The 25,467-nt window shown below is 39.3% G+C and carries 17 protein-coding genes; 3 read left to right on the top strand and 14 right to left on the bottom strand.

Annotated features, from left to right (window positions below):
- Nucleotides 1-23: 23 nt before the first annotated feature.
- The 3 genes from PYW34_RS04950 to nifJ form a co-directional block, all read right to left on the bottom strand.
- A complete protein-coding gene (locus PYW34_RS04950; protein ID WP_002294430.1) occupies nt 24-1,193 on the bottom strand; it encodes a CdaR family protein in 1,170 nt (389 codons plus the stop codon).
- Nucleotides 1,190-2,077, bottom strand: a complete 888-nt coding sequence (gene cdaA, locus PYW34_RS04945) for a diadenylate cyclase CdaA (protein ID WP_002287821.1) — start codon at nt 2,075-2,077, stop codon at nt 1,190-1,192. Before cdaA ends, PYW34_RS04950 begins: the two co-directional genes overlap by 4 nt.
- A 188-nt stretch (nt 2,078-2,265) precedes the next feature.
- Entirely contained in the window at nt 2,266-5,958 is a 3,693-nt protein-coding gene (gene nifJ / locus PYW34_RS04940) for a pyruvate:ferredoxin (flavodoxin) oxidoreductase (protein WP_002333061.1), read from the bottom strand.
- 198 nt (nt 5,959-6,156) lie between these two features.
- Between nifJ and PYW34_RS04935 the strand changes: the two genes are divergently transcribed.
- The gene (locus tag PYW34_RS04935; protein ID WP_002294434.1) at nt 6,157-6,678 is read left to right on the top strand and encodes a DsbA family protein; all 522 of its coding nucleotides are present in this window, start codon (nt 6,157-6,159) and stop codon (nt 6,676-6,678) included.
- Nucleotides 6,679-7,376: 698 nt separating this feature from the next.
- Here the strand turns inward: PYW34_RS04935 and PYW34_RS04930 are convergent.
- The 9 genes from PYW34_RS04930 to uvrB form a co-directional block, all read right to left on the bottom strand.
- Nucleotides 7,377-7,934 (bottom strand): hypothetical protein, encoded by a 558-nt coding sequence (locus PYW34_RS04930; RefSeq protein ID WP_002294436.1) that lies wholly within the window; start codon nt 7,932-7,934, stop codon nt 7,377-7,379.
- Between the two features lie 178 nt (nt 7,935-8,112).
- Nucleotides 8,113-8,769, bottom strand: coding sequence for a hypothetical protein (locus PYW34_RS04925; protein ID WP_002294437.1), 657 nt, complete (start codon nt 8,767-8,769; stop codon nt 8,113-8,115).
- Nucleotides 8,770-9,336: 567 nt separating this feature from the next.
- Nucleotides 9,337-10,272 (bottom strand): DNA-binding protein WhiA, encoded by a 936-nt coding sequence (gene whiA, locus PYW34_RS04920; protein ID WP_002333062.1) that lies wholly within the window; start codon nt 10,270-10,272, stop codon nt 9,337-9,339.
- 33 nt (nt 10,273-10,305) lie between these two features.
- Complete coding sequence (locus PYW34_RS04915; protein ID WP_002306471.1) at nt 10,306-11,304, bottom strand: gluconeogenesis factor YvcK family protein; 999 nt, start codon at nt 11,302-11,304, stop codon at nt 10,306-10,308.
- The gene (gene rapZ, locus PYW34_RS04910) at nt 11,301-12,185 is read right to left on the bottom strand and encodes an RNase adapter RapZ (protein WP_002289695.1); all 885 of its coding nucleotides are present in this window, start codon (nt 12,183-12,185) and stop codon (nt 11,301-11,303) included. The genes PYW34_RS04915 and rapZ overlap by 4 nt, the downstream gene beginning before the upstream one ends.
- Before the next feature lie 134 nt (nt 12,186-12,319).
- Nucleotides 12,320-13,051, bottom strand: a complete 732-nt coding sequence (locus PYW34_RS04905) for an aspartate racemase (RefSeq protein ID WP_002294440.1) — start codon at nt 13,049-13,051, stop codon at nt 12,320-12,322.
- A 3-nt stretch (nt 13,052-13,054) separates the two neighbouring features.
- Nucleotides 13,055-14,320 (bottom strand): D-aspartate ligase, encoded by a 1,266-nt coding sequence (locus tag PYW34_RS04900; protein ID WP_002294441.1) that lies wholly within the window; start codon nt 14,318-14,320, stop codon nt 13,055-13,057.
- A 262-nt stretch (nt 14,321-14,582) separates the two neighbouring features.
- The gene (gene uvrA, locus PYW34_RS04895; protein ID WP_002300375.1) at nt 14,583-17,399 is read right to left on the bottom strand and encodes an excinuclease ABC subunit UvrA; all 2,817 of its coding nucleotides are present in this window, start codon (nt 17,397-17,399) and stop codon (nt 14,583-14,585) included.
- Nucleotides 17,400-17,408: 9 nt separating this feature from the next.
- Nucleotides 17,409-19,403 (bottom strand): excinuclease ABC subunit UvrB, encoded by a 1,995-nt coding sequence (uvrB, locus tag PYW34_RS04890; protein ID WP_002294444.1) that lies wholly within the window; start codon nt 19,401-19,403, stop codon nt 17,409-17,411.
- 258 nt (nt 19,404-19,661) lie between these two features.
- Between uvrB and PYW34_RS04885 the strand changes: the two genes are divergently transcribed.
- Both PYW34_RS04885 and PYW34_RS04880 read left to right on the top strand, forming a co-directional pair.
- The gene (locus PYW34_RS04885) at nt 19,662-21,164 is read left to right on the top strand and encodes an amino acid ABC transporter substrate-binding protein/permease (protein ID WP_002294446.1); all 1,503 of its coding nucleotides are present in this window, start codon (nt 19,662-19,664) and stop codon (nt 21,162-21,164) included.
- Nucleotide 21,165: 1 nt separating this feature from the next.
- The gene (locus PYW34_RS04880) at nt 21,166-21,903 is read left to right on the top strand and encodes an amino acid ABC transporter ATP-binding protein (protein WP_002292113.1); all 738 of its coding nucleotides are present in this window, start codon (nt 21,166-21,168) and stop codon (nt 21,901-21,903) included.
- A gap of 368 nt (nt 21,904-22,271) precedes the next feature.
- Here the strand turns inward: PYW34_RS04880 and dnaJ are convergent, their stop codons facing one another.
- The gene (dnaJ, locus tag PYW34_RS04875) at nt 22,272-23,453 is read right to left on the bottom strand and encodes a molecular chaperone DnaJ (RefSeq protein WP_002294447.1); all 1,182 of its coding nucleotides are present in this window, start codon (nt 23,451-23,453) and stop codon (nt 22,272-22,274) included.
- Nucleotides 23,454-23,603: 150 nt separating this feature from the next.
- Complete coding sequence (gene dnaK, locus PYW34_RS04870) at nt 23,604-25,433, bottom strand: molecular chaperone DnaK (RefSeq protein ID WP_002292134.1); 1,830 nt, start codon at nt 25,431-25,433, stop codon at nt 23,604-23,606.
- Nucleotides 25,434-25,467: the final 34 nt, after the last annotated feature.

The following is a 25,467-nucleotide window of genomic DNA, read 5'->3' as shown; positions in this document are numbered from 1 at the left end:
AGTTGTAAAATTACTCCTTTAACTTAATTTTCTGAGGAATTTGTTCTGCTCATTTGCGTTGATTCGCTTGTTTCTGATGTTTCTTCTGTACTTGTGGTCGAGCTGCTTGTCCCAGATTCCGAACTGGAAGAAATGGTTGTTGTCGATGGTTCCGTTCCTGAATCAGCAGATGAAATACTTCTACTCGTACTTGTATTTTCTTGTGTCCGACTGCTCGTCGAAGCAGAGCTACTGCTTGACGTTTGCAACACGGGTGTAATCTCCACACTAACTGATTCGGGCTTGATACTTAACCCCTCTTCTACTGGTATTTCAATTTTACGAGTTGTTCGATGATTGATACCTGAGACATTGATCGGTACAGCAATACTGTCACCGATCGATGCAAGCAAATCGCTAGAGCCGCTTACTTCTGCTTCCAGTTTTGAAAAACTGAAATCATAGCTTTCTACCCCGGCAGCTGGTGTTCCTTGCTGTATCCCATAAAGTCGTACCGACTTGCTTGGCTTGATTGAATCAGCTTTCACTGTTACTTGCACTGGATCAGAGACGATACTTAATACTTCCCCTGCTGCATTCAGCGCCTGTATTGGGACCTCACTATTAATCCCATCATCTGTGACCATCGAAGCGTCCACATCAGCTACTACTCGTTTGATTTCTGCCAATGTTTTGTCACCTGTAGTGATAGAGACTTTTTTAGGACTAACGGAAGTATCATCAAGTTCATATCCAGATGGTGTGAACGTTGAAGGAATCAACGTTTCCACATCGAAATCTTTTATTACCTTTTTCTCAACCGTTACTGTAATAGTCGATGGTTCGATCTTTGCTGTGACAGCACTGCTCAAATTTTGAATTTTTAGCGGAACTTCATGTGTTCCTTCGCCCAGCTTAGTGATATCTGCTGTGACGCGGAACATACGTGTATCTTCGTTTGCCTCTGCATTCAACTGAACTCGGTTTGCACTGGAAAGTTTGACAGTCACTGCATTTTCATATCCATGGATATAGTAGCGCTTTGAATCATAAGAAATCTTGATCGGCACCCCAGTAACTGTTTGATTATACGCTTCATTTCCAGAAAGCGTATTTGGAACGGACTGGCCATTTGCATTGAAGTACAGCGCAATACTGAACAGCAATGCAATAAAACTGTAAAGAATGCTTGTCCGTTTCTCTTTTGAGATCATTTGCGATCCCCTCCCTTAGTCATACCGTCTAGGAAAGATTGAATCACGTTTTTCTTGTTTTTTGTTTTCTCTTCAGCAATTAGTTCTCTACGCAAGATTGCCAAATATTCTTGCTGGGATAAGCCAGCCATCAGTTCATTATCTAACGTGATGCTGACGTCCCCGGTTTCTTCAGAGACAACGATGGTAATCGCGTCGCTGACTTCGCTTATACCGACAGCTGCCCGGTGTCGAGTCCCGAATTCTTTAGGGATCAACATACTTTCTGATAGAGGAAGATAGGCGCTTGCTACTGCGATCTTTCCTTCTTTTACAATAACTGCACCGTCATGCAGCGGTGTATTAGGAATAAAGATATTGATCAGCAGCTCCCCAGTGATATCTGCATCTAAAGCAATCCCTGTCTCAATATACTCATCTAATCCAGTATGACGTTCGATAGTGATCAACGCACCGATTTTTCGCTTGGACATATATTGGATGGCTTTGTCAAAAGACAAGATCATCTTCTCATCTTCCTGCTGTTCGCTTTTTGATTGTTTGAAAAGCGAACTGCGTCCAAGATGTTCCAGTCCTCTCCGGATTTCCGGCTGAAAAATCACGATAGCAGCTATCACCCCGTACGTAATGACTTGGTTCATCAGCCAAGACAAGGTGTGCAGACCAATGATTTCCGCTACGATTCGGATAACAATAAAAATAGCTACACCTTTCAGAAGCTGAATCGCTTTTGTGCCTCGCAACAGTTGGATCAGTTTGTATACAAGATACCAGACAACCAGAATATCAAGTATGTTCACCAAAAAATTCAGAGAGAACAAGTCACCGGAAAACATTTGCTGCCAATAGTCCAAATTAAAAAGTTCCCCGATTTGAAATGACATAAAAAGCCTCTCTTCTCTTTTGAGATTTCCTCTCTAGTATATCATATGTTTTAATTTTAGAGGCTGATCTGCTCGTATTTTTCTTGAGAAAAACGCATAATTTTCAAGAAAATTGCAAGTATGCGTTTTATTTTTCTCTGCAATAAATATTTTTAAACTTCAGAGAATTATTCATTATATTTTTTCTGTTATTTTTCCTTTTTTTCTTTTGTAGCTTGTTCCATTTTTTTACGTCGTTCTGCTCTGGCAGCTCTTCTAGCAGCTCTTCTTTCTTCTGCTTCAAGGTCCGTCGTTTTTTCTTTTCTAGTCTTAACGGGTACATCGATAGATTCCTCTGGTTCAAGTCGTTTCTTGATTTTTTCTAATTCTCCCGTCAGTGCAGCATAGTTGTAAAAACGTGTTTTAGCGTCGTGGACAGTCTTTTCAAATAAAGCTTTTGCAAGATTTGGATTTGCGTTCTCTAGCGAGGAAAAACGAACTTGTTTCCTCATGAAATTAGGCATAGTAGAAAAATCAGGTTTTTTGTAGTCCAAAGTCATTGGGTTCTTGTTTTTTTCGACCATTGCAGGGTTATATCGATATAATGACCAATAGCCAGAAGAAACAGCTTCTTTTGCTTCTTTAAGCGATTCTTTCATTCCACCAAGCAAACCATGTGTGATACAAGGCGTATAGGCAATGATTAGAGAAGGTCCAGGATACTTTTCTGCTTCTTCAAATGCCTTGATCGTTTGCATTTGATTGGCACCTGAAGCAATTTGCGCCACATAAACATTTCCATATGTCATCGCCATCATTCCTAGATCTTTCTTTGAAGCATACTTTCCACTAGCCGAAAATTTAGCGATTGCCGAAGCTGGTGTTGCTTTTGAGGTTTGACCGCCAGTATTGGAATAGACTTCGTTATCCAAAACAAGGATATTCACGTCTGCTCCGCTGGCAAGTACATGATCGATCCCGCCAAAACCAATGTCGTAAGCCCATCCGTCTCCACCAATCATCCATTGGCTGTTTTTTACGAATAGATCCTTTCTCTTGTATATATCCTCCAGTTCAGGGACAATTGATCGTTCGCTTTCGATCGCAGCTTGCAGTTTTGCTGCTCTTTGCTGCGTTCCTTCACTCTCAAACATGTGTACCAACCAGTCTTCCATCAATTCTCGTAGTTCTTCTGATACTTTTGGCAATACTTCTTTGATTGAACTTGCCAAAGCCTCGCGACGAGTCTGTGCCGCTAGAAGCATACCATAACCAAATTCAGCATTATCTTCCAATAAAGAATTTGACCATGCAGGCCCTTGACCACATTCATTGGTCGTATAAGGAGAAGCAGGAGAAGCACCGCCCCAAATAGAAGAACAGCCTGTCGCATTCGCGATCATCATTCGATCACCGAACATTTGTGTCAATAATTTTACATAAGGTGTTTCGCCACAGCCTGAGCAAGCGCCCGAGAATTCAAGAAGCGGTTGATTGAATTGTGTAGACAAGACAGTATTCTTTCCTTTGACTGGATTTGCTTTTTGTCTTAATGTCATTGCAAAAGCCCAATTCACAGCTTGTTCTTTCTGTTCTTCATAAGGCTTCATCACTAAAGCTTTTTCTTTTGCGGGACAAGCCTCTACACACAGACCACAACCTGTACAGTCTTCCACTGAAACTTGGATACGGTATTTTACGCCGTCTGCGCCTCGCATTTCTCTCACGATAAATCCTTCTGGCGCTTCTTCCATTTCCTCTTCATCTGCTAAAAATGGACGGATGGCAGCATGAGGACAAACAAAGGCACATTCATTACACATCGTACAGCGATCACTAATCCACTGAGGTACTTCTAAAGCGACGCCCCGCTTTTCCATAGAAGCCGTTCCTAAAGGCATTTCGCCAGTTGTCATTCCATTTGCTACAAGTGTACCAACAGAGAGTTGATTTCCTTCCTGTGCATTCACTGGTTCAAGTATTTCTTGTACATAACCAGTGTTCCTTTTATTGATTTTTTCAGGCATCTCCAACGTTCTCCAATGGTCTGGGATCGCGACTTGATGAAGCAGTTCGGTCGTCCGATCGATTGCTTGTATGTTTTTTTCTACGATAGCCATTGATTTATGTCCATAGCTTTTCAGGGCTTCTTCTTTTAGCAGCGGAATCACCTCATCAAAAGGAATGATGTCAGCTAATTTAAAAAATGCCGTTTCCATTGCGGTATTGATCCGGCGTCCCAAACCGACTTCTTGGGCCAATCTCATGGCATTGATCGTATAGAATCTAATGTTATTTTCAGCCAAGTAACGTTTTAATTTTAAGGGCAGATGCGTTTCTAATTGTTCGTCGCTCCAAAGAGTATTCAATAAAAAAATGCCACCTGGCTTCAATCCTTTGACCAAGTCATAGCTATGCAGGTAAGCTGGTGTGTGACAGGCAACAAGGTCCGCATGCTCGACAAGATACGCAGAACGTATCGGCGTATCTCCAAAACGAAGATGAGAGACAGTTAGACCGCCAGATTTTTTCGAATCATAATAAAAATAGCCTTGCGCATATTTATCGGTGTGATCTCCAATAATCTTGATAGCTGATTTATTTGCTCCGACTGTTCCGTCAGATCCAAACCCCCAAAACTTGGCCTGGAATGTTTGCGGTTCTGTCAAATCCAGACTTTCCTTTGGTTCCAAAGATTGATAAGTCACATCATCAACGATCCCTATGGTGAAACGTTTTTTGCGTATGCTTGGGTCTTTTTGCAATTCATCAAAAACTGCTGAGATTTGGTCGGGAGTCACATCTTTAGACCCCAATCCGTAGCGACCACCAATAACAGCCGGGCGAAGCTCAGAATCATATAATGCACTTTGAACGTCTAATAAGAGAGGTTCTCCACCTGCCCCTGGTTCTTTACTTCGATCAAGAACAGCAATTGTTTTTACTGTATGAGGCAACTTTTGCACGAATGTTTCCACTGGAAAAGGACGATAAAGATGGATATTCAAAAAACCTGTTTTCCGTCCGTTTGCATTCAAGTAATCAATCGTTTGTTCAATCGTCTGTGCAACTGATCCCATAGAAACAATGACTTCTTCCGCATCGTCTGCTCCGTAATAAGTCACCAAGTCATAAGAAGTTCCTCGTAATCGGTTGATCTCTTTCATATATTTTTGAACGATTTCAGGTAATTTATCATAATAGGGGTTGATCGTTTCCCGTTGTTGAAAATGGATGTCTGGATTCTGGTTCGTACCACTAACAGTCGGATGATTGGGATTCATCCCTCGTTTACGAAATGAAGCTAATTTCTCCTGATTGATCAGAGGAGCTAATTCTTCATATTCCAAAACTTCGATTTTTTGAATCTCGTGACTCGTACGGAATCCATCAAAGAAATTCAAAAAAGGTACTTCTCCTTCAATAGAAGCAAGATGGGCAACAGGTGCTAAATCCATCACTTCTTGTACACTGCTTTCAGCTAACATAGCAAATCCTGTTTGTCTTGCAGCCATCACGTCTCCGTGATCTCCGAAAATATTCAAAGCATTTGTCGTCACTGCCCGACTAGCAACGTGGAAAACACTTGGCAGTAGTTCCCCAGCAATCTTGTACATATTCGGTATCATCAAAAGCAGCCCTTGAGAAGCGGTATATGTAGTTGTCAGTGCACCAGTTTTCAATGATCCATGGACCACACCAGCTGCTCCTGCTTCGGATTGCATTTCTACTACTTTTACTGGTTGACCGAATACATTTTCTTTTCCTGCTGCTGACCATTGATCTACTAATTCGGCCATGGTCGAACTGGGTGTTATTGGATATATTGCAGCAATCTCGGTAAATGCATAAGAAATATATGCGGCTGCCGTATTGCCATCCATTGTTTTCATTTTTCGCATGATTCATCATCCTTGTTCATATTCTCTCTTATTATCTGTTCCATTATAACGTAAAACATTCCATTTTTTTCTTTTATTTATAAAAATATTTTACATATATCTATTTGAATTGGTCATCTAATTTTTAGACAAACAGTCTAAATCGTTGCCTTTTTTTGTCAGACATGTATAAACTATAAGCGAAAGAGGTGTTTTAACATGGATATATCAGTGATTGATGCAACGAAAACAAATACACAAAAAGGAATCCTTTATGGTTCATCGAATGCTCCTAAAAAAATGGTCGAATTCATCAACTTAGCTTGTCCGTATTGCCGACAATGGTTTGAAGAATCTTATGAGCTATTAGAAGAAGCAGTCCAAAGCGGGCAATTGCAGCGAGTGATCAAATTGTTCGATAAAGAAAAAGAAAGCTTGCTGCGAGGGAACGTGATGCACCGGTATCTCACAATCAGCGATGGTCAAAAAGCGATCAAAGAGATCAAACAAATATTCGATACTCAAGACGAGTGGAAACATCTTTCTCTCCAAGAAGTAGCGGATTTTGCAGTAGATAAACTAAAGCTGACAGAACTAAAAGACGAACAGCTGAGCCAAGCTGTCATCAACGAAGCTGAGCAAGCACATATTCGATTTGTTCCAACTGTCATCTTGGGTAAAGAAATCTTTGATGAATCTATTTCAATAAAGGAATTAAAAGAATTGATCCAAACAAAATAAAAAAATAAGGAGCGTGGGACAAAAGTAAAGAACACTTTTGTCTCACGCTCTAAACACGTATAAACGGCGGAAGCAGAAGCAACTCCTTCTTATTTCTTGGAGTTAAACGCTTCTGTCCCAACCTCCTTATTCCGAATAAATGGTGTCCAAAAGCTTGCATCTGCCAGATTATCTCATTTCTTATGACAAGCTGAGCAAATTATCTCCACCAAATAATTTATTCATATTTTTGACTTGCGCATACTAACTAATTCTTAAATTTTCATACAAAATTTCTCAATTCCCCTTAACGAGTAATATTTATGTACGGTGATTCTCACTAGTATCCCAATCACTTTTTAAGTTATCCCGATTTCAATTCTACTTCAAAAATAGTTGCTTTTATGTATGCTGTTAGTTGATTAGATGGTCGTTTGTTGAGCTAGGTCGTTTATTTTAAACAAGTTATTTCTTTAGCTTATACCTATCTCGTCTACCAAATGCAAGATGGCAAACACAAATGCATACGCATCTATATTTGCCACTTTGATTCGTATAAAGCTAACAACTCTTAACTCCTCTCATCTAATAGTTGCTCTCTTTTTTATTCAGATTCATTTTTGCTGATCACATCCTAGTATTTCAATGGTTTTGAACACTAAACCAAATTGTTCCATTACAACATTCACTGGCTGATGAAATGGATTAGCAGATTTCGATTATTCAAAACGATTTTCTATTGGTGGATCGTGTTCCCAACTAACAAGACGGATTCCAAACCTATCGTACAGATCTTCTAAACCACTTATAAATTTTGCACCTATTTCAGGTGTTTTATTGCGTGGATATTCTATTGTTACGCCATTAAATGGATACCAATTAGGATTAGGCTCTCTTTCTTTCTGTACATCTCCCATAAAATAGTTAGCACTTTCTGGGACATAAGATATTCTTCGACCATCCTCTAATTCATCTAATAAGATATTTCGTGATCGTCTATCACTTGCTAAATGTAGACGCCACGTGCGATACCATGCCATGCTACCTGCATCTGCAGAAAATCCATCAAATAATGCAACAATTGTATCTTCTATCACAATCCTTTCCCCATCTACTTCATATTCTAATCTAAAATCAAACTCCCCTCGGGTAATTTCTGGCCTTGGTGGCTTAGGACCCAATATTATTCTACTTAAAACCGCATTCGTTCCCAGATGAAACACAGCTATAACAACAATAATGATTAATATTTTGTTTCTATTTGATAAATTTCTCATTATTCGCAAATCACCTCTACATTCTCACATACTAGTTCGTAATACTCCTTTAATATCAAAATATCTACTGATCGTAATAATATTCGCTATGAATTCCTACTACTCGTATAAGAAAGGCCAAATCATCAGCTTTTACTTGCTGATGATTTGGCTTGTTTCTATTTATCGTAATTGTTTTCTAATCACCAAAATTGTTAACAATCGGTTCAGATATTTCCCAATTCACTAGCCTTATATTATATTGATTTAACAATTCTTCTTCATTTATTGTATTTTGATCAAGCGGACCAAATTGTTCTAATAATTCTTTGTCATGTAAAATATCCCTTCTAATAATGCCTCTTTCCCTTTCAATGAAAGAAGCACTAGGAAAAGTATGATTATAACCATTCAACCTATCTCCCATGTAATAATTAGCAGGTCCTGGAAAATAAAATATTTGCTTATTATCACTAACTTCTAACAGCAACACTAAATCTTCTCCGCTGGCTAAACGACTTGTCCATCTACGATATCTCCCTATGCCTTCGTTCATTCCAAATCCATCAAATTCAACTATTAACGTGTCTTCTATCACATGTAATTCTTCATTCAATTCATACTCAAGTCTAAAAGGAAATTCTCCATATGTAATCTCTGGCAATGGTGGTGCTGGAGTTCTCCAAATAAATACAATAACTGTGAATAGAAAAAATCCAACGATCGATATAAATGTTATGAGACCTGCTCGAAGTAAAACCCGATATAATAAAAATGCTGTATTTCGCTTTGCTATATCTAGAAAAATAAAAAGTACTGCAATCATAATGATAGTAAAAGTTGTAAAAAAACGCATTTTTGCCCTCCCTTTATAAACATCGATTCTCAAATTCTAAACCAAATCTTGGTAGTTCAAGTTCAGGTATAACGTATTCCAACCATACATCTCAATTACTATTTATGAACTTATGATTATCACTGAATAAATCACTCCATCCCCTTGTTAAAACTTCTACATTAATTACACCTGGTTGTTTTCGACTAGCTAATCCAATGAACTTATCAACCATCCTTATCCACCAACCACGAGAATCTTGACCAGAAGTAAGAAGAGCAGTTCTCAAGGATGATCGAGCAGTTCCTTCCAGTTTTTTAATTAATCAGGCCAGTTATAGATAAATACTTGATCTTATCTATATCAGGACTTCTATATTAAGCAAAAATTTATGTACAAAACTAAAATCTTCATTCAGTTGTCTCCCCGCTTTTTATACGATTGTATTAAAAACAATAGAAGCCTTTCCAAATTATGTTACTCCAGTAAAGATGGAATTATAGTTTGACGGAAGAAAAGCAAGTATAACTTTTAAAAAAAACTGATACATTCGCATCTCCTGCTTCATGTATCAGTTTTTTCTTTGGATTAAACTACTTCTTCACGCAGTTTTTCCGCAAATTCATTTATTTTGCGAATTCGGTGATTAATTCCCGATTTTGATATCGCACCTGAGGGAATCATTTCCCCTAATTCTTTCAAGCTGACCTCTGGATGTTGAAGCCGAAGTTCTGCGATTTCCTGAAGTTTTTCAGGAAGGGCATGTAGACCGACCTTTGCTTCGATCAATTCGATGTTTTCGATTTGTTTAGAAGCCGCATCAATCGTCTTGTTCAGATTTGCTGTCTCACAATTGACTAGACGATTGACCGAATTTCTCATATCCCGTACGATTCGAACATCTTCAAATCGGAGCATTGAGTTGGTTGCACCAATCAATGTTAAGAAATCAGCAATTTTTTCTGCTCCTTTTAAATAAGAAATATAGCCATTGCGCCGTTCAAGCGTTCGAGCATGTAGACCGTAATAATTTAACATATCGCAAATGTCTTGGTTATGCTGTTCATAAATAGAAAATATTTCCAAATGATAACGGCTCGTTTCCGGATTATTGACTGAACCTGAGGCCATAAAAGCACCACGTAAGTAAGAACGCATTTTTTGCGAATTTCCCATAATCTCGTCCGAAACGTGTCCATTGAACATCATACCATCCATGATATCAAGATCCATCAACACATCTTTTGTGCCTTGCTTCAACCGGACGATATAGACATTGTTCTTTTTTAATTTCATTTTTTTACGAACGAGTAGCTCACTTCGTACCTGATAATGATCTTTCAAAAGAGAATAGATACGTCTGGCAATTGCAGCATTTTCTGTTTGGACGTTCAAAATAAACTGCTGGTTCACAATACCTAAAGAGCCGTTCATTCGCAGCAAAGCAGCTAATTCCGCTTTCGCATGTTCTCGATGAACTTCCAAACCAGTTAGTTCTTTCTTCACATCTGCAGCAAATGACATCCTATTCTCCTCCTTTCTCCAACAATAAATTGCTTAATATTTTGAACCGAAAACTAAACGGAACAATTCTTCTACTACTTTGTCTCCATCGTGGAAGACACCCCCATCTTTCAATTCCAAAAAGTCGGTGGAAATCACTCGACATCCTTCATTTCTCAATCCGTTGAAGTCGTGTGCGACTTGTACTAGATACTCATCATAGATCTCTGGGTCCATATAATCTTCAGGCACTTTTTCCGTATTGACCAATACTGTATCGATAAAAGGCTGATTCAAATGCTTGTGTAAAACACGTATATGATCGGCATCTGTGAAATGTTCCGTTTCCCCTTTTTGGGTCATGATATTACAGATATAGACGGTTTCAGCAGTTGTCTTGAGCATTGCTTCGCCGATTTCTGGTATCACTAAATTTGGAAGGATACTGGTGAATAAACTTCCGGGTCCCAAAACGACCATGTCGGCGTCCATAATTGCTGAAACGACTTTTCGAGCCGCTTTGGCTTCACTTTTATCATTTGTGTTGCAGACATACACACGGTCAATGGTTTTACGGTCGATCGCGATTTTAGATTCTCCTACTGCAGTCGTTCCGTCTTTAAAGACAGCATGCAAGGTCAAAGGAGTTTCTGAAGAAGGATAAACATGTCCATCTACATGCATCATTTTTGCTAATAATTGAATCGCCTCATAAGTGCTTCCCCGCATCTCGGAAACTGCGGCAATGATCAGATTACCGATCGTATGATTGGCTAAAAACTGATCTTCCTTTTTGAAACGGTATTGGAAAATATCTTCATAGAATTGTGGCATATCCGATAACGCCACTAAGACATTTCTCAAGTCACCAGGAGGAGCCATAGCGATCGATTCTCTGATTGCACCGCTGCTTCCCCCATCATCTGCAACAGTCACTACTGCTGTGATATCTGCTCCTTGATTTCGCAAACTTTTCAGGATAACTGGCAGACCAGTGCCACCGCCGACCACTACGATCTTTGGTTTTCTTATCCGGTAGGTTTTCATTTTCACGACCGGTTCACCGTCTCTTTCCTTTTATCCTTGTCCCGATGTGTCACATTGACTTTATAGTTTTTCCCTAAAGCATTTGCCAAACGTTCAGTCAATGCCACAGAACGGTGTTGACCGCCTGTACAGCCGATTGCAACTGTCAAGCTGCTTTTTCCTTCTTTAATGTATCCAGGCAATACAGTTTCCAGAAGATCCAAAAATTTATGGTAGAATGATTGCGTTTCATCAAAGGACATCACATAATCATAGACTGGCTGATCTTTTCCGGTCAATGGTCTTAGTTCCGGGATATAATGAGGGTTGGGCAAAAAACGCACATCCATCACAATATCCGAATCGATCGGCAACCCGTATTTAAAACCAAATGATACAAATTCGATCCGAAATCCTTGGTCTCCCTTTGATTTGAATGACTCATTGATTTTTTCACGTAATTGTCGTGGTGTCAATGTCGTCGTATCAATGATCACGGAAGCTTGGGCTTTCAAGTCGTCTAGTATCGCCCGTTCTTTACGTATCCCTTCAGTGATCAAACCGTCCATCGCCATTGGATGTGCTCGTCTTGTTTCTTTGTAGCGAGCCACTAGTTCTTCGTCTGAAGCATCTAAAAATAAGATAGAAGTGTCGATGAAGTTCGTATTTTCGATTTCGATCAGCATGTTTTGGATTTCTTCAAAGAAGGAACGAGAACGTAAATCCACTCCTAAAGCCATTTTTGTGACTTTGCCTGATTCTTTGATTAATTCCCAGAATTTTGGAATCAATCGAGGCGGCATATTATCGATACAAAAATAGCCCATATCTTCAAAACTTTGGATAGCTACTGTTTTCCCTGCACCGCTCATACCTGTTATGATGACTAATTGCAAATTATCTGTCATAATTACGAACTCCTCTCACATTGTGCATAGTAAAATTATATCATTCCGGGCGTATCATTACCAGTTTTCTTTTTCTTTTACAAAAAGATTTGGACCAAATATCTTTTAGGATATTTGCCCCAAATCCAATTTTTTTACTTTTCCGATGCTGTATCCAATGCCTTGCTTCTTTCAGCTAGCGCTCGTTCAATCGTCCGATCTGCTAAAATAGATTGGGCATCGATCACTGGATAATGGTTATCTTCAGCAAATTCATGCATCAATGACAATTCTGTGCAACCTAAGATGACTTTTTCACAGTTTAGGCGCTCTACCGCTTCTTCTAAGATTTCGTAATATAGCTCTTGATTCAAATAATCCGATTCCTTGATCTCATGATAGATCAGATAATTGATTTTTTCTTGAAGAACAGTATCAGGAATCACTGTTTCGAATCCAAGATTTTTGACTTCGCGTTCATAGATTCCAGCTTTCATACTTCCTTCTGTTCCTAGAATCGCTACTCTCCCTGTCGTATGCTGACGGACAAGTTCATTTGCTGCTTCTCTTGGCATATGAAGGATAGGAATATCCGTTGCCGCTTGTAATTCTTCAAAAAAGTAGTGTGCGGTGTTACAAGTCAACACAATGAAGTTCGGCTGCAATAAATTTTGTTTCTCAATATCATCCAGCAGAAACGGCATTGGATTTTCTTCTGATCGATCTAAAATATAAGCTGTACGATCAGGAACTGTTGCATGATTGAATAAGACATAATTCAAATATTCTTGATCTTTTGTAGCTTTCGTTCGGTGGTTGATCAAGCGAACAAAACTTTCTGTCGCCATCGTGCCCATTCCGCCTAAAATACTGAAAAAATTCTCCATGAACTAGCCTTCTTTCACATGAAAATACTTTTTGAATCTTGGAATATAGTTATGGAACATATATTTCATCAACAACCAGCGCTTGATTGACCGGTCTTTTTCATAAAACACAGTAGTACCGTAACGATTTTCTTTGATCATTTGCTCAGCTAGTTTTTTGTCTTCATTTTCCCGAGCATATTCTAAAAAGATTTTTTTGGGCACACCCATCCATAATCTTGCTTTATCTGATTGATTCGTTCCATAGGTCGTTTCAACAAAGGGTTTGTTAAACACTCGATCTTCTGTGACGAAACGAGCCAGATTCAAGCCGTTCAATGTCACAAAGAAACTGCTACGACCTTGTCTCAAATTGATTTCAAATAATTTATATTCTCCATCTCTAGGATCATACTTCATATCGAAATTGGCAAAGCCTGTATATTCGATTTTTTCCAAAAATGCCTTAATGGTTTGATAGATTTTTTCGTTATAATCTGGCATGATCACAACGTAATTACCAATCGATGCTGGTGTAGGATCTTCTAACAGTGGATGACCAAGACACATCATCCGAACTTGATGATCTTCATCTACATACGCATTTAGCACACGCATATTACTATCATCACCCGGGATAAAATCTTGTACAATCATTTCACTTTTATAACCGGCTTCGTATATCCGGCCTAAAATTAAATCGAACTCTTCTCTAGTCTCTAAAATAAAAGCTTTTTTTCTTCCTTCAAATTGGACAGAAAGATACTCCACACTGTTTGCAGGTTTCAAAGCAACTGGGAATTCAAAAGGCAATTCCTGTTCCAAATGTCCATTTACTAACATTTCTTCTCTGACGATCAATGTTTTAGGATACGGAAGATCATATTCTTCACAAACTTCATAAAAGCTTACTTTATTGATCAGTCTTTCAAATAAAGAATAATCAATATATGGACAGATAAAATATTCTGACAGCTCTTGTTTATGTTGGGAGATCAATTCTGCATATCCATCACCACAAGCAATCAAAAGATATTTTTTACTCTTATCAGAATATCTTTCTTTTGCCAAACGAAGCATCGTCTCGATAAATACAGGGTCTTTATCAAATCCTGGAATAACTTCTACATTGACAATTTTACTGTAGCGGGTAGGGGCTAACTGATCCGAAGCATATGCTTGGCAGATTTTGCCGTATGCTTCATTAAAAGAACGTGCCATACCATAAACGTTCATGTCGCTTCCTAATAATATAGGGATAAATTCTTCATTTTCAATACTGTTCATCATTATCTCTCACTTACTCATAATCTCTTGTTTTTCTTTTCCAACTACACAAGGAATATCATACCATAAAGAAAAAAGCAATCAAAGGAAACTCCTCCGATTGCTCAATTCTTTTTTGAACGGATTGAACTTATAGGAAGTTTTTATCTATACCAATCAGTGTAGAAAGAACTACCATGTAATGATTCTAGAACACTGATATTAATAAAACAAGCAAAAATTCATTTTTTTATGTTTTTTTAACTATCTCAGCTATCTATCCTCTTTATACCATTATTTTTTTCAAATAGTGACCTGTATAACTTTCTTTTACGTTAATGATTTCTTCTGGTGTTCCAGTCGCAAGGATCGTTCCTCCACCTTCTCCACCTTCTGGTCCTAAATCAATGATATAATCTGCTGTTTTGATTACATCTAGATTGTGTTCAATCACTAAAACTGTGTTACCAGCATCTACTAATCTTTGTAATACATGCAACAAGCGGGCGATGTCATCGCTATGAAGTCCTGTCGTTGGTTCATCTAGTATATAGAAATTCTTTCCATTAGAGATTTTGTGCAATTCACTGGCAAGTTTCATCCGTTGTGCCTCACCACCGGACAATGTCGTTGCTGGTTGCCCCATCGTCACATAACCTAAGCCAACATCAACAATCGTTTGCAGTTTGCGATGAATCTTTGGAATGTGCTTGAAGAATTCTACAGCATCTTCTACTGTCATTTCCAAAATATCAGCAATGCTTTTTCTTTTGTAATGCACTTCTAATGTTTCAGAGTTATATCGTTTGCCATGACATACTTCACAAGGAACATAGACATCAGGCAAAAAGTGCATTTCGATCTTAATAATTCCATCCCCGCGACAAGCTTCACAACGACCGCCTTTTACGTTGAAACTAAAACGCCCTTTCTTATAACCCCGCATTTTTGCCTCGTTCGTTTGAGCAAATAACCCACGGATATCATCAAATACACTTGTATAAGTCGCTGGATTACTTCTCGGCGTCCGGCCGATTGGGCTTTGATCAATATCGATGACCTTTTCGATACTTTCGTAGCCGGAAATTGTCTTGAATTTACCTGGCTTAGCAGAATTCTTATTTAATTTTTGCGCTAACGATTTCTTTAAGATACTATTGACCAATGTACTCTTTCCAGAACCAGACACACCTGTGACTGCTACAAATTCTCCTAATGGAAATTCAACACTAATATTTTTCAGATTGTTTTCTGAAGCACCAGTGATCTTGATTGCTTTCCCATTACCTTTACGGCGTTCTTTTGGTACAGGTATTGATTTTTTCCCTGAAAGATATTTCCCTGTCAAAGAATTTTCATCATTAGCTACTTCTTCAGGAGTGCCTGCAGCCACGATTTGTCCGCCTTGTTCTCCGGCCCCAGGTCCGACGTCAATCAGATAATCTGCTGCCCACATCGTATCTTCATCATGTTCGACTACAACGAGGGTGTTGCCAAGATCACGCATTTTCTTTAATGAGCCAATTAGTCGATCGTTGTCGCGTTGATGCAATCCGATCGATGGTTCATCTAAAATATACAAAACTCCAGAAAGATTCGATCCAATTTGCGTAGCCAATCTGATTCGCTGCGCTTCTCCCCCAGATAATGTTCCGGAAGCGCGACTCAAAGTTAGATAGTCTAGCCCCACATTTTCCAAGAATGAAAGTCTGTCATTTACTTCTTTTAAAATCGGTTTGGCAATTACTTTCTCTTGTTCAGATAACGTTAAGTTTGAGAAGAAATCTACTGCTTTTTGAATAGACAACTCATTTGTTTGCCCGATATTCGTTCCATTGATTTGAACAGATAGAGCTTGGGGATTCAATCGATAACCTTTACATGTCTGACAAGTTAATTCTGTCATATAAAGACGCATTTGCTCACGCGTGAAATCACTGTTCGTATCATGATAACGACGCTCGATATTCTTCAATACCCCTTCGAAAGTCGTTTCTACATCGCGAACGCCACCAAAATCATTTTCATAATGGAAATGGAAAAGATCATCTGTCCCATTCAAGATGATCTCCTGATGCTCTTCCGGTAATTCTTCGAATGGTGTATCTAAATCGATACCGAAACTTTCACAAGCCTGCGCTAACATTTGAGGATAATACTGAGAGCTGATTGGATTCCATGGAACGATAGCACCTTGACTAAGTGTCTTCGTTCTATCTGGAATCACTAAATCTTGATCGACTTCTAATTTGACACCTAAACCATCACAGTCTGGACAAGCTCCAAAAGGCGCATTGAATGAGAACAGTCTTGGTTCTAGTTCGCCAACAGTAAATCCGCAATAAGGACAGGCATAGTGTTCGCTAAACAACATTTCTTCTTCACCGATCACGTCAACCAGAGCATAGCCGTCTGCCAATCGCAGGGCCGCCTCTAAAGAATCAAATAGACGAGAACGAATCCCTTCTTTCACAATGATCCGGTCGATGACGATCGCGATATCATGTTTTTTGTTTTTCTCCAGCTCAGGCACTTCACTTAAATCATAGATCTCACCATCGACTCGAACGCGGACGTATCCCTCTTTTTGGATTCGTTCGAATATTTTTTTATGTTGTCCTTTTTTCTTTACCACGATCGGTGCCAACACTTGGATCTTTGTGCGCTCAGGCAAAGCCATTACTTGATCTGCCATTTGATCTACTGATTGACTGGTAATCTCGATATGATCGTTGGGACAAATCGGATGTCCTACACGTGCAAACAACAAGCGTAAATAGTCATTGATTTCCGTCACAGTACCTACTGTCGACCGAGGATTTTTACTTGTTGTTTTCTGATCAATAGAAATCGCCGGACTCAATCCGTCGATGCTATCTACGTCCGGCTTATCCATTTGTCCTAAAAACTGACGAGCATAAGCAGAAAGGCTCTCTACGTATCTCCGCTGCCCTTCAGCGTACAGCGTATCAAATGCTAGGGAACTTTTTCCAGAACCGGACAAACCTGTAACGACCACGAATTTATCTCGTGGAATCGTTACATCTATATTTTTCAAGTTATGGGCACGTGCACCGTGAATCGTAATTTTATCGTTAGCCATGTTGTCCTCCTACTTTGAAGCTTTTAATTCTAAAATCATATCTCGCACATTAGCGGCTGTTTCAAAATCCAATGCTTTCGCCGCATCTTTCATTTCTTTTTCTAATTTCATCAATAACGTATCTTTTTCTTCTTTCGTCATTTCTTCATACGAGACTTGTACCGCTTCTTTTGTATCATCTTCCGATTCTTTCGTAATAGAAATCAAATCTCGGATTTCTTTAATGATCGTTTTTGGAACGATCCCATGTTCTTCATTGTACTTCTGCTGAATCGTACGGCGTCTTGATGTTTCATCCATCGCTAGACGCATAGAATCTGTTACTTTGTCTGCGTACATGATTACTTTACCTTCTTCATTCCGAGCAGCTCGTCCAATCGTTTGGACTAAGGAACGTTCACTACGTAAAAAGCCTTCTTTATCCGCATCCAAGATAGCAACAAGGGAAACTTCAGGTACGTCTAATCCTTCACGAAGCAAATTGATTCCAACTAACACATCAAATTCACCTAATCGAAGATCTCGAATGATTTCTGTTCGTTCCAGCGTTTTGATATCACTATGCAAATATTTGACTTTGATCCCTAATTCTTTGAAATAATCTGTGAGGTCTTCTGCCATTTTTTTCGTCAATGTCGTTACAAACACCCGCTGGTCTTTTTCGACTCGTTCATTTATTTCGCCTACTAGATCATCGATTTGTCCCATGATTGGACGAACTTCGATCACTGGGTCAAGCAGCCCTGTCGGACGGATGATTTGTTGGATAACGGTATCTGTTTGTTCATGTTCATATGGTCCTGGCGTCGCAGAGACATAAATGATCTGATTGACATGTTTTTCAAACTCTTCTAACCGAAGTGGCCGATTGTCTAAAGCAGATGGCAAACGGAAACCGTAATCTACTAGCATCTGTTTTCTCGCTCGGTCACCATTATACATTCCTCTGATTTGAGGCATGGTTACGTGCGATTCGTCCGCCACGATCAAAAAATCTTCAGGAAAGAAATCCAATAGCGTATAAGGCGGTTCACCTTCTTTACGTCCGTCCATATGCCGAGAATAATTTTCAATTCCCGACGTGTAGCCCATTTCTAACATCATTTCAATATCGTAATTGGTTCGCTGTTCTAAACGTTGAGCTTCCAGAAGTTTGTTTTCATTTCGCAAGACAGTTAAACGCTGTTCTAATTCCGCTTTGATATTCGCTACGGCATGCTCCATATGTTCATCATTCGTCACAAAGTGAGTCGCCGGGAAGATTGCCACGTGTTCCGTTTCTCCTAAAACTTCACCTGTCAGTGCATTGACTTCTCGGATACGTTCGACCTCATCTCCAAAAAACTCCACACGTAAGGCACGTTCATCTCTTGAAGCCGGAAAAATCTCCACGACATCACCGCGCACTCGAAAACGACCGCGCTGAAAATCTATATCATTTCTTTCGAATTGGATACTGACTAAGTCACGAATCAACTGATTGCGATCTAGTTCTGCTCCCTGTCGAATCGAAACTACTTGTTTTTGGTACTCAAAAGGCGAACCTAATCCAAAAATACATGAAACGGATGCAATGACGATCACATCATTTCTTTCTAATAATGAACTAGTAGCCGAATGTCGTAATTTGTCGATCTCATCATTTACACTTGAATCTTTTTCGATATACGTATCGCTTGAAGGCACATAAGCTTCAGGCTGATAATAATCATAATAAGAAACAAAATATTCAACAGCATTGTTAGGGAAAAATTCCTTGAATTCCCCGTACAGCTGACCAGCCAATGTTTTATTATGAGCAATAATCAGTGTTGGTTTATTCACTTTCTCAATAAGATTGGAAATCGTATATGTTTTCCCTGTTCCAGTCGCACCTAATAAGATTTGTGCTTTTTTCCCGCCGACTACGCCATCCACTAATTGGTTAATCGCTTCAGGCTGATCACCAGCCGGTTGGTATTTCGAGACAAGCTCAAAGTGTCGGGAGGTATCTCTCTCAATCATTCTTCGTCCTCCTTTTCATTCATTCCTTTTCATTTTACGACCAATAAAAAGAAAAGGAAAGCAAAGGCATTCCTTACTAAAAAATTATACCACACCGAACATACTTTCGCCACTTTTTTATCTTATTATACATGTTACGTTTTATAACATAAAATGTTAGAAACTCGCATTTTTTTCATTTTTTCGAGCTTACAGTCTTGTCTGATTCAGCACTTTTCGCCTATAATAATAAAATATTGGAAATTTAGGAGGTTGATTATGAAAAGAAAGCATTTATTTCACTCATTTGTTTTCTTAATGACAGGACTTGTGACACTTGCGTTTGGTCATGTTGCACAAGCTGACAACACTACAACGGCAGAGTCAAGCACAAGCGAGACAATGCAAAAAATAGAGCCCAAAAAAGACGTATACGTAATTGCCAGTGACTCTGCTTTTGCTCCATTTGAATTTCAAAACGCAAAGGGCGAGTACGAAGGCATCGATGTAAAATTGATGGAAAACATCGCCAAACTGCAAGGATTTAACATCCGAATGGACTACCGTGGTTTCTCTGCTGCTTTGCAAGCTTTGGAATCAGGACAAGCAGACGGAATGATTGCCGGAATGACTGTAACAGATGAACGAAAGAAAAGCTATGATTTTTCTGATTCTTACTTTGATAGCGGGATCCAATTAGCTGTCAAAAAAGGAGATACTTCGATCAAGTCTTATGAAGATTTGAAAGGAAAAACAGTCGGAGCAAAAGTTGGTACCGAAAGTGCTGAATTTTTAAGCGACCATGAATCTGAATATGGCTATTCTATCAAATATTTTGATGCTGCTGATCAATTGTACGACGGGTTAAAAGTTGGCGCAATCGATGCAATGATGGATGATTATCCGGTAATCGGTTATGCGATCAAACAAGGACAAGAATTGGAAACACCGATCGAAAAAGAATCTGGCGGAAAATATGCATTTGCCGTTAAAAAAGGACAAAATCCTGAGCTTCTTAATATGTTCAATGAAGGATTGAAAGAATTAAAAAGAACAGGCGAATACGATAAGATTATCAAAGAATATGTAGCGGATGGTTCAGAAACTTCTAGTGAGTCTTCCACTGCTGATGAATCAACATTTCTTGGACTTATCCAAAACAACTATCAAGCATTGTTGAAAGGACTTTGGAGAACAATTCTCCTAACTTTGATCTCCTTTGCTTTGGCTATAGTAATCGGTGTGATTTTTGGATTATTCAGTGTAGCACCAATACGCGCTCTTCGCACAATTGCTAGTATTTATGTCGATATCATCCGAGGAATTCCAATGATGGTTCTTGCGTTCTTTATTTTCTTTGGGTTGCCTGGTATCGTTGGATTTACGATTCCTGACTTCCTTGCTGGTGTTATCACCTTGACTCTTAACGCAAGTGCTTATATCGCAGAGATTGTTCGAGGCGGGATCAACGCCGTTCCTGTCGGACAAATGGAAGCTTCCAGAAGTTTAGGTCTTTCTTATAATCGGACAATGCAAAAAATCATTTTGCCACAAGCAATACGCATCATGATCCCATCATTCGTCAATCAGTTCGTTATCTCATTAAAAGACACAACGATCATTTCCGCAATCGGTGTAGTCGAATTGCTGCAAACTGGTAAGATCATTGTTGCACGTACAACACAAAGTACGTATGTTTACTTGATCATTGCGATCATGTACTTGATTTTGATCACAGCATTGACAAAATTAGCAAAAGTTTTAGAAAAGAAGGTGAAGTAAGATGGCAGAAAAAATCTTAGTTGAGCATTTAGTCAAAAAATACGGCGATAACACAGTATTAAACGACATCAATGTATCCATCAACGAAGGAGATGTCGTCTGTATCATTGGCCCTTCAGGTTCAGGAAAAAGTACATTTTTGCGTTGCTTGAATCGTTTAGAAGAACCTTCTGACGGTGAAATTATTATTGACGGCGCCCACTTGATGGATAAAAGCACAGATATCAACTTGGTGAGACAACATATCGGAATGGTATTCCAGCACTTTAACCTATTCCCTCATCTTTCTATTTTGGAAAACATCATTTTAGCACCGATGGACCTGAAGAAAGAATCTAGAGAAGAAGCAGAGAAAAAAGCAATCAAATTACTGCAGACAGTTGGTCTAGAAGATAAAAAAGATATGTATCCTGAAATGCTTTCTGGTGGACAAAAACAGCGTGTGGCTATTGCTCGTGCTCTAGCGATGAACCCTGACATCATGCTTTTTGATGAGCCTACATCTGCACTCGACCCCGAAATGGTCGGTGATGTCTTGAACGTCATGAAAAAGTTAGCAGAACAAGGTATGACGATGGTTATCGTTACGCACGAAATGGGCTTCGCTAAAGAAGTGGCCAATCGTGTCATGTTCATTGACGACGGAAACTTTTTAGAAGACGGAACGCCTCAACAAATCTTTGAAAATCCGCAAAATGAACGGACAAAAGATTTCTTGAATAAAGTATTGAATATTTAATAAAAACCAAAAATGCCCGGTTGCTTCATGACGACCGGGCATTTTTAGTTTCTTGTTTTTTCACTTAACTGTACCAGCCGCATCGCTTGTTCTCCTGCACAAACAAGCAATCGCTCTACCTGTTCCATCGCATAAGAAAGTACCATCGGTTCATTGACGATATCAAGTACATAGTCGATACCACCTTCAGAAACTATGATGATTATCTTATTCTAAAGCTGGCTTTTTTGTTGGTACAAACATGACAACTACAAAAAAAACCAGGCGAACGTATGATTGTTCGTCTGGTTTTTAATTATTAATGACTTAGCGTTTTTACTAGAAATAGAAAATTTGGGCAAGTCTACTTTATATTTTTACTAGAAAAACTACTTCCGCTTTTTCCCGCCAAAAGCATCTTTAAACTTATCGAAGAAACCGTCTTCTTGCTGTTCTTCAACTTTGATGCCGCCAGCTTCAGCGAATGCACGTAATGCTTCTCTTTGTTGTTCATTTAGATTTTTCGGTGTGATCAGTTTTACTTTGACATGTTGGTCGCCTGTTGCACCACCACGTAACTTCGGAGCGCCTTTTCCACGTAAACGGAAGTTCGTACCTGTCTGTGTTCCAGCAGGGATCTTCAATTTCACATCTCCATGGACAGTTGGTACTTGGACTTCATCCCCCAAAGCTGCTTGTACAAAACTTAAAGGCAATTCATAGTAAATTTCAGAACCTTCACGATCAAAGATATCACTTTCTTCTACACGAAAGACCACATACAAATCACCAAATGGTCCGCCGTTTTCTCCAGCTTCTCCTTGACCAGCTAAACGCATTTGTTGTCCTTCTTCTACACCAGCTGGTACATTCACTTTAACTGAATGTGCTTTCTTCTCATGCCCTGAGCCATGACAGGTTGGACAAGGTTCTTTGATTTCTTTCCCTGTGCCATGACAAACATCACAAGTTTGACGGCTCATCACTCGTCCAAGTGGCGTTTGGCGTTCTACATTGATCGTACCTGCACCATGACATTTATGACAAGTAGTTGGTTGTGTGCCTGGTTTTGCACCGTTTCCACCACAAGTATGACAGATTTCTTCCCGATTATACTTGATTTCTTTTTCTACACCAAAAATCGCTTCTTCAAAAGACAAGTCGACCGTATATTGCAAATCAGCACCTTGACGAGGCGCATTTGGATCGACTGACCGACCGCCTCCTCCAAAGAAAGAGTCGAAGATATCTTCAAAACCACCGAAGCCGCCACCAGAGAAGCCGCCACCAGAGAAGCCGCCGAATCCACCAAATCCGCCACCAGCTCCACCAGCACCGTAATTTGGATCTGTGCCTGCATGCCCGTATTGGTCGTATGCAGCGCGTTTTTGCGGGTCACTTAAAATCTCATATGCTTCTGATACTTCTTTGAATTTTTCTTCCGCATCAGGTTCTTTATTGATGTCAGGATGGTATTTTTTCGAAAGCTTACGATAAGCTTTCTTTATTTCATCTTCTGATGCTCCTTTTGAGAGCCCTAAGACTTCATAATAATCACGTTTTGTTGCCATAGGCTTTCCTCCTATTGGTTCTCATCATTTTCACGTCGCTTGTTATCATATCATATTTTGTTTGAAACAAAAACCGATACTTCAAACTATTTTTCAAAAGAAAAAGCCAAAGTAGCAACTTTGGCCTTCTCTCGAAATTCAGTGAACTGATTATTTATCGTCGCCATCGACTTCTTCAAAATCAGCATCAACGACATCATCTGCTCCGCCTTGAGCTGCTTCTGGATTTTCTTGAGCTTGTTGTTGTGCAGCTTGTTCGTATAGTTTAACAGTCAAGTTTTGAACGATTTCGTTCAATGCATCGCGTTTAGTTTTCATTTCCTCGATGTTGTTTGCTTCAACAGCGGCTTTTAATTCGTCACGAGCTGTTTCTGCTTTTTTCACTTCTTCTTCGTCCACTTTGCCTTCTAATTCTTTCAATGTTTTGTCCACAGAGAATAGCAATGCGTCTACATCATTACGTAGGTCAACTTCCTCTTTACGAGCTTTATCTGCTTCAGCGTTTGCTTCTGCATCTTTCACCATACGTTCGATTTCTTCGTCTGTTAGACCTGAAGAAGATTTGATCGTGATTTTTTGTTCTTTTTGTGTACCTAGATCTTTCGCAGATACATTTACAATCCCGTTTTTATCAATATCGAATGTTACTTCGATTTGTGGAATACCACGAGGAGCTGCTGGAATATCTGTCAATTGGAATCTTCCTAGAGTTTTGTTGTCAGCAGCCATTGGGCGTTCACCTTGTAATACATGGATGTCTACTGCTGGTTGATTATCTGCCGCAGTTGAGAATACTTGTGATTTACTTGTTGGAATCGTTGTATTGCGGTCAATCAATTTAGTGAACACTCCACCCATTGTTTCGATACCTAATGACAATGGTGTAACGTCAAGTAAAACAACATCTTTCACATCACCAGTGATCACGCCACCTTGGATAGCAGCACCCATAGCAACTACTTCATCAGGGTTAACTGATTTGTTTGGTTCTTTTCCTGTTTCTTTACGTACTGCTTCTACAACTGCAGGGATACGAGTAGATCCACCGACTAAAATAACTTCGTCGATTTCTGATTGTGACAGACCTGCATCTTTTAACGCTTGACGTACTGGTACTTTTGTACGTTCTACTAAGTCAGCTGTTAATTCATCAAATTTTGCACGTGTCAATGTCATTTCCAAATGCAATGGTCCAGATTCTCCTGCTGTGATAAATGGCAAGCTGATTTGTGTGCTTGATACGCCAGATAAATCTTTTTTCGCTTTTTCAGCAGCGTCTTTCAAGCGTTGTAAAGCCATTTTGTCTTGAGACAAGTCAATGCTGTTTTCTTTTTTGAATTCTGCTACCATGTAGTCGATGATTTTGTTATCAAAGTCGTCCCCACCTAGATGGTTGTCGCCAGCTGTTGACAATACATCAAAGACACCGTCTCCTAGTTCAAGGATAGATACGTCAAAAGTACCGCCACCAAGGTCGAATACTAAGATTTTTTCGTCGCGATCTGTTTTATCTAAACCATAGGCAAGAGCAGCTGCAGTTGGTTCATTGACGATACGTTCTACTTCTAGACCAGCGATCTTACCAGCATCTTTTGTTGCTTGACGTTGTGCATCATTAAAGTAAGCTGGCACAGTGATAACTGCTTTTTCGACTTTTTCACCTAAATAGTCTTCTGCGAATCCTTTGATATATTGAAGGATCATTGCTGAGATTTCTTGTGGTGTATATGATTTACCTTCTACATCTACTTTGTAACCTGCTTCACCGATATGGCGTTTGATTGATGAAATCGTATTTGGGTTTGTCACAGCTTGACGTTTTGCAACTTCCCCTACTTGGATTTCTCCATTTTTGAATGATACAACAGAAGGTGTTGTACGGTTTCCTTCTGGGTTAGCGATGATTTTTGCTTCGTTTCCTTCCAATACTGCTACTGCAGAGTTAGTCGTACCTAAGTCAATACCGATAATTTTACTCATAATTAACGTCTCCTTCTTTAATTGAAAGTGTAAG

It is taken from the genome of Enterococcus faecium (assembly GCF_029023785.1).
In the GTDB taxonomy this organism is placed as follows: Bacteria; Bacillota; Bacilli; order Lactobacillales; family Enterococcaceae; genus Enterococcus_B; species Enterococcus_B faecium.
This window is presented reverse-complemented; position numbering and strand designations above follow the sequence as displayed.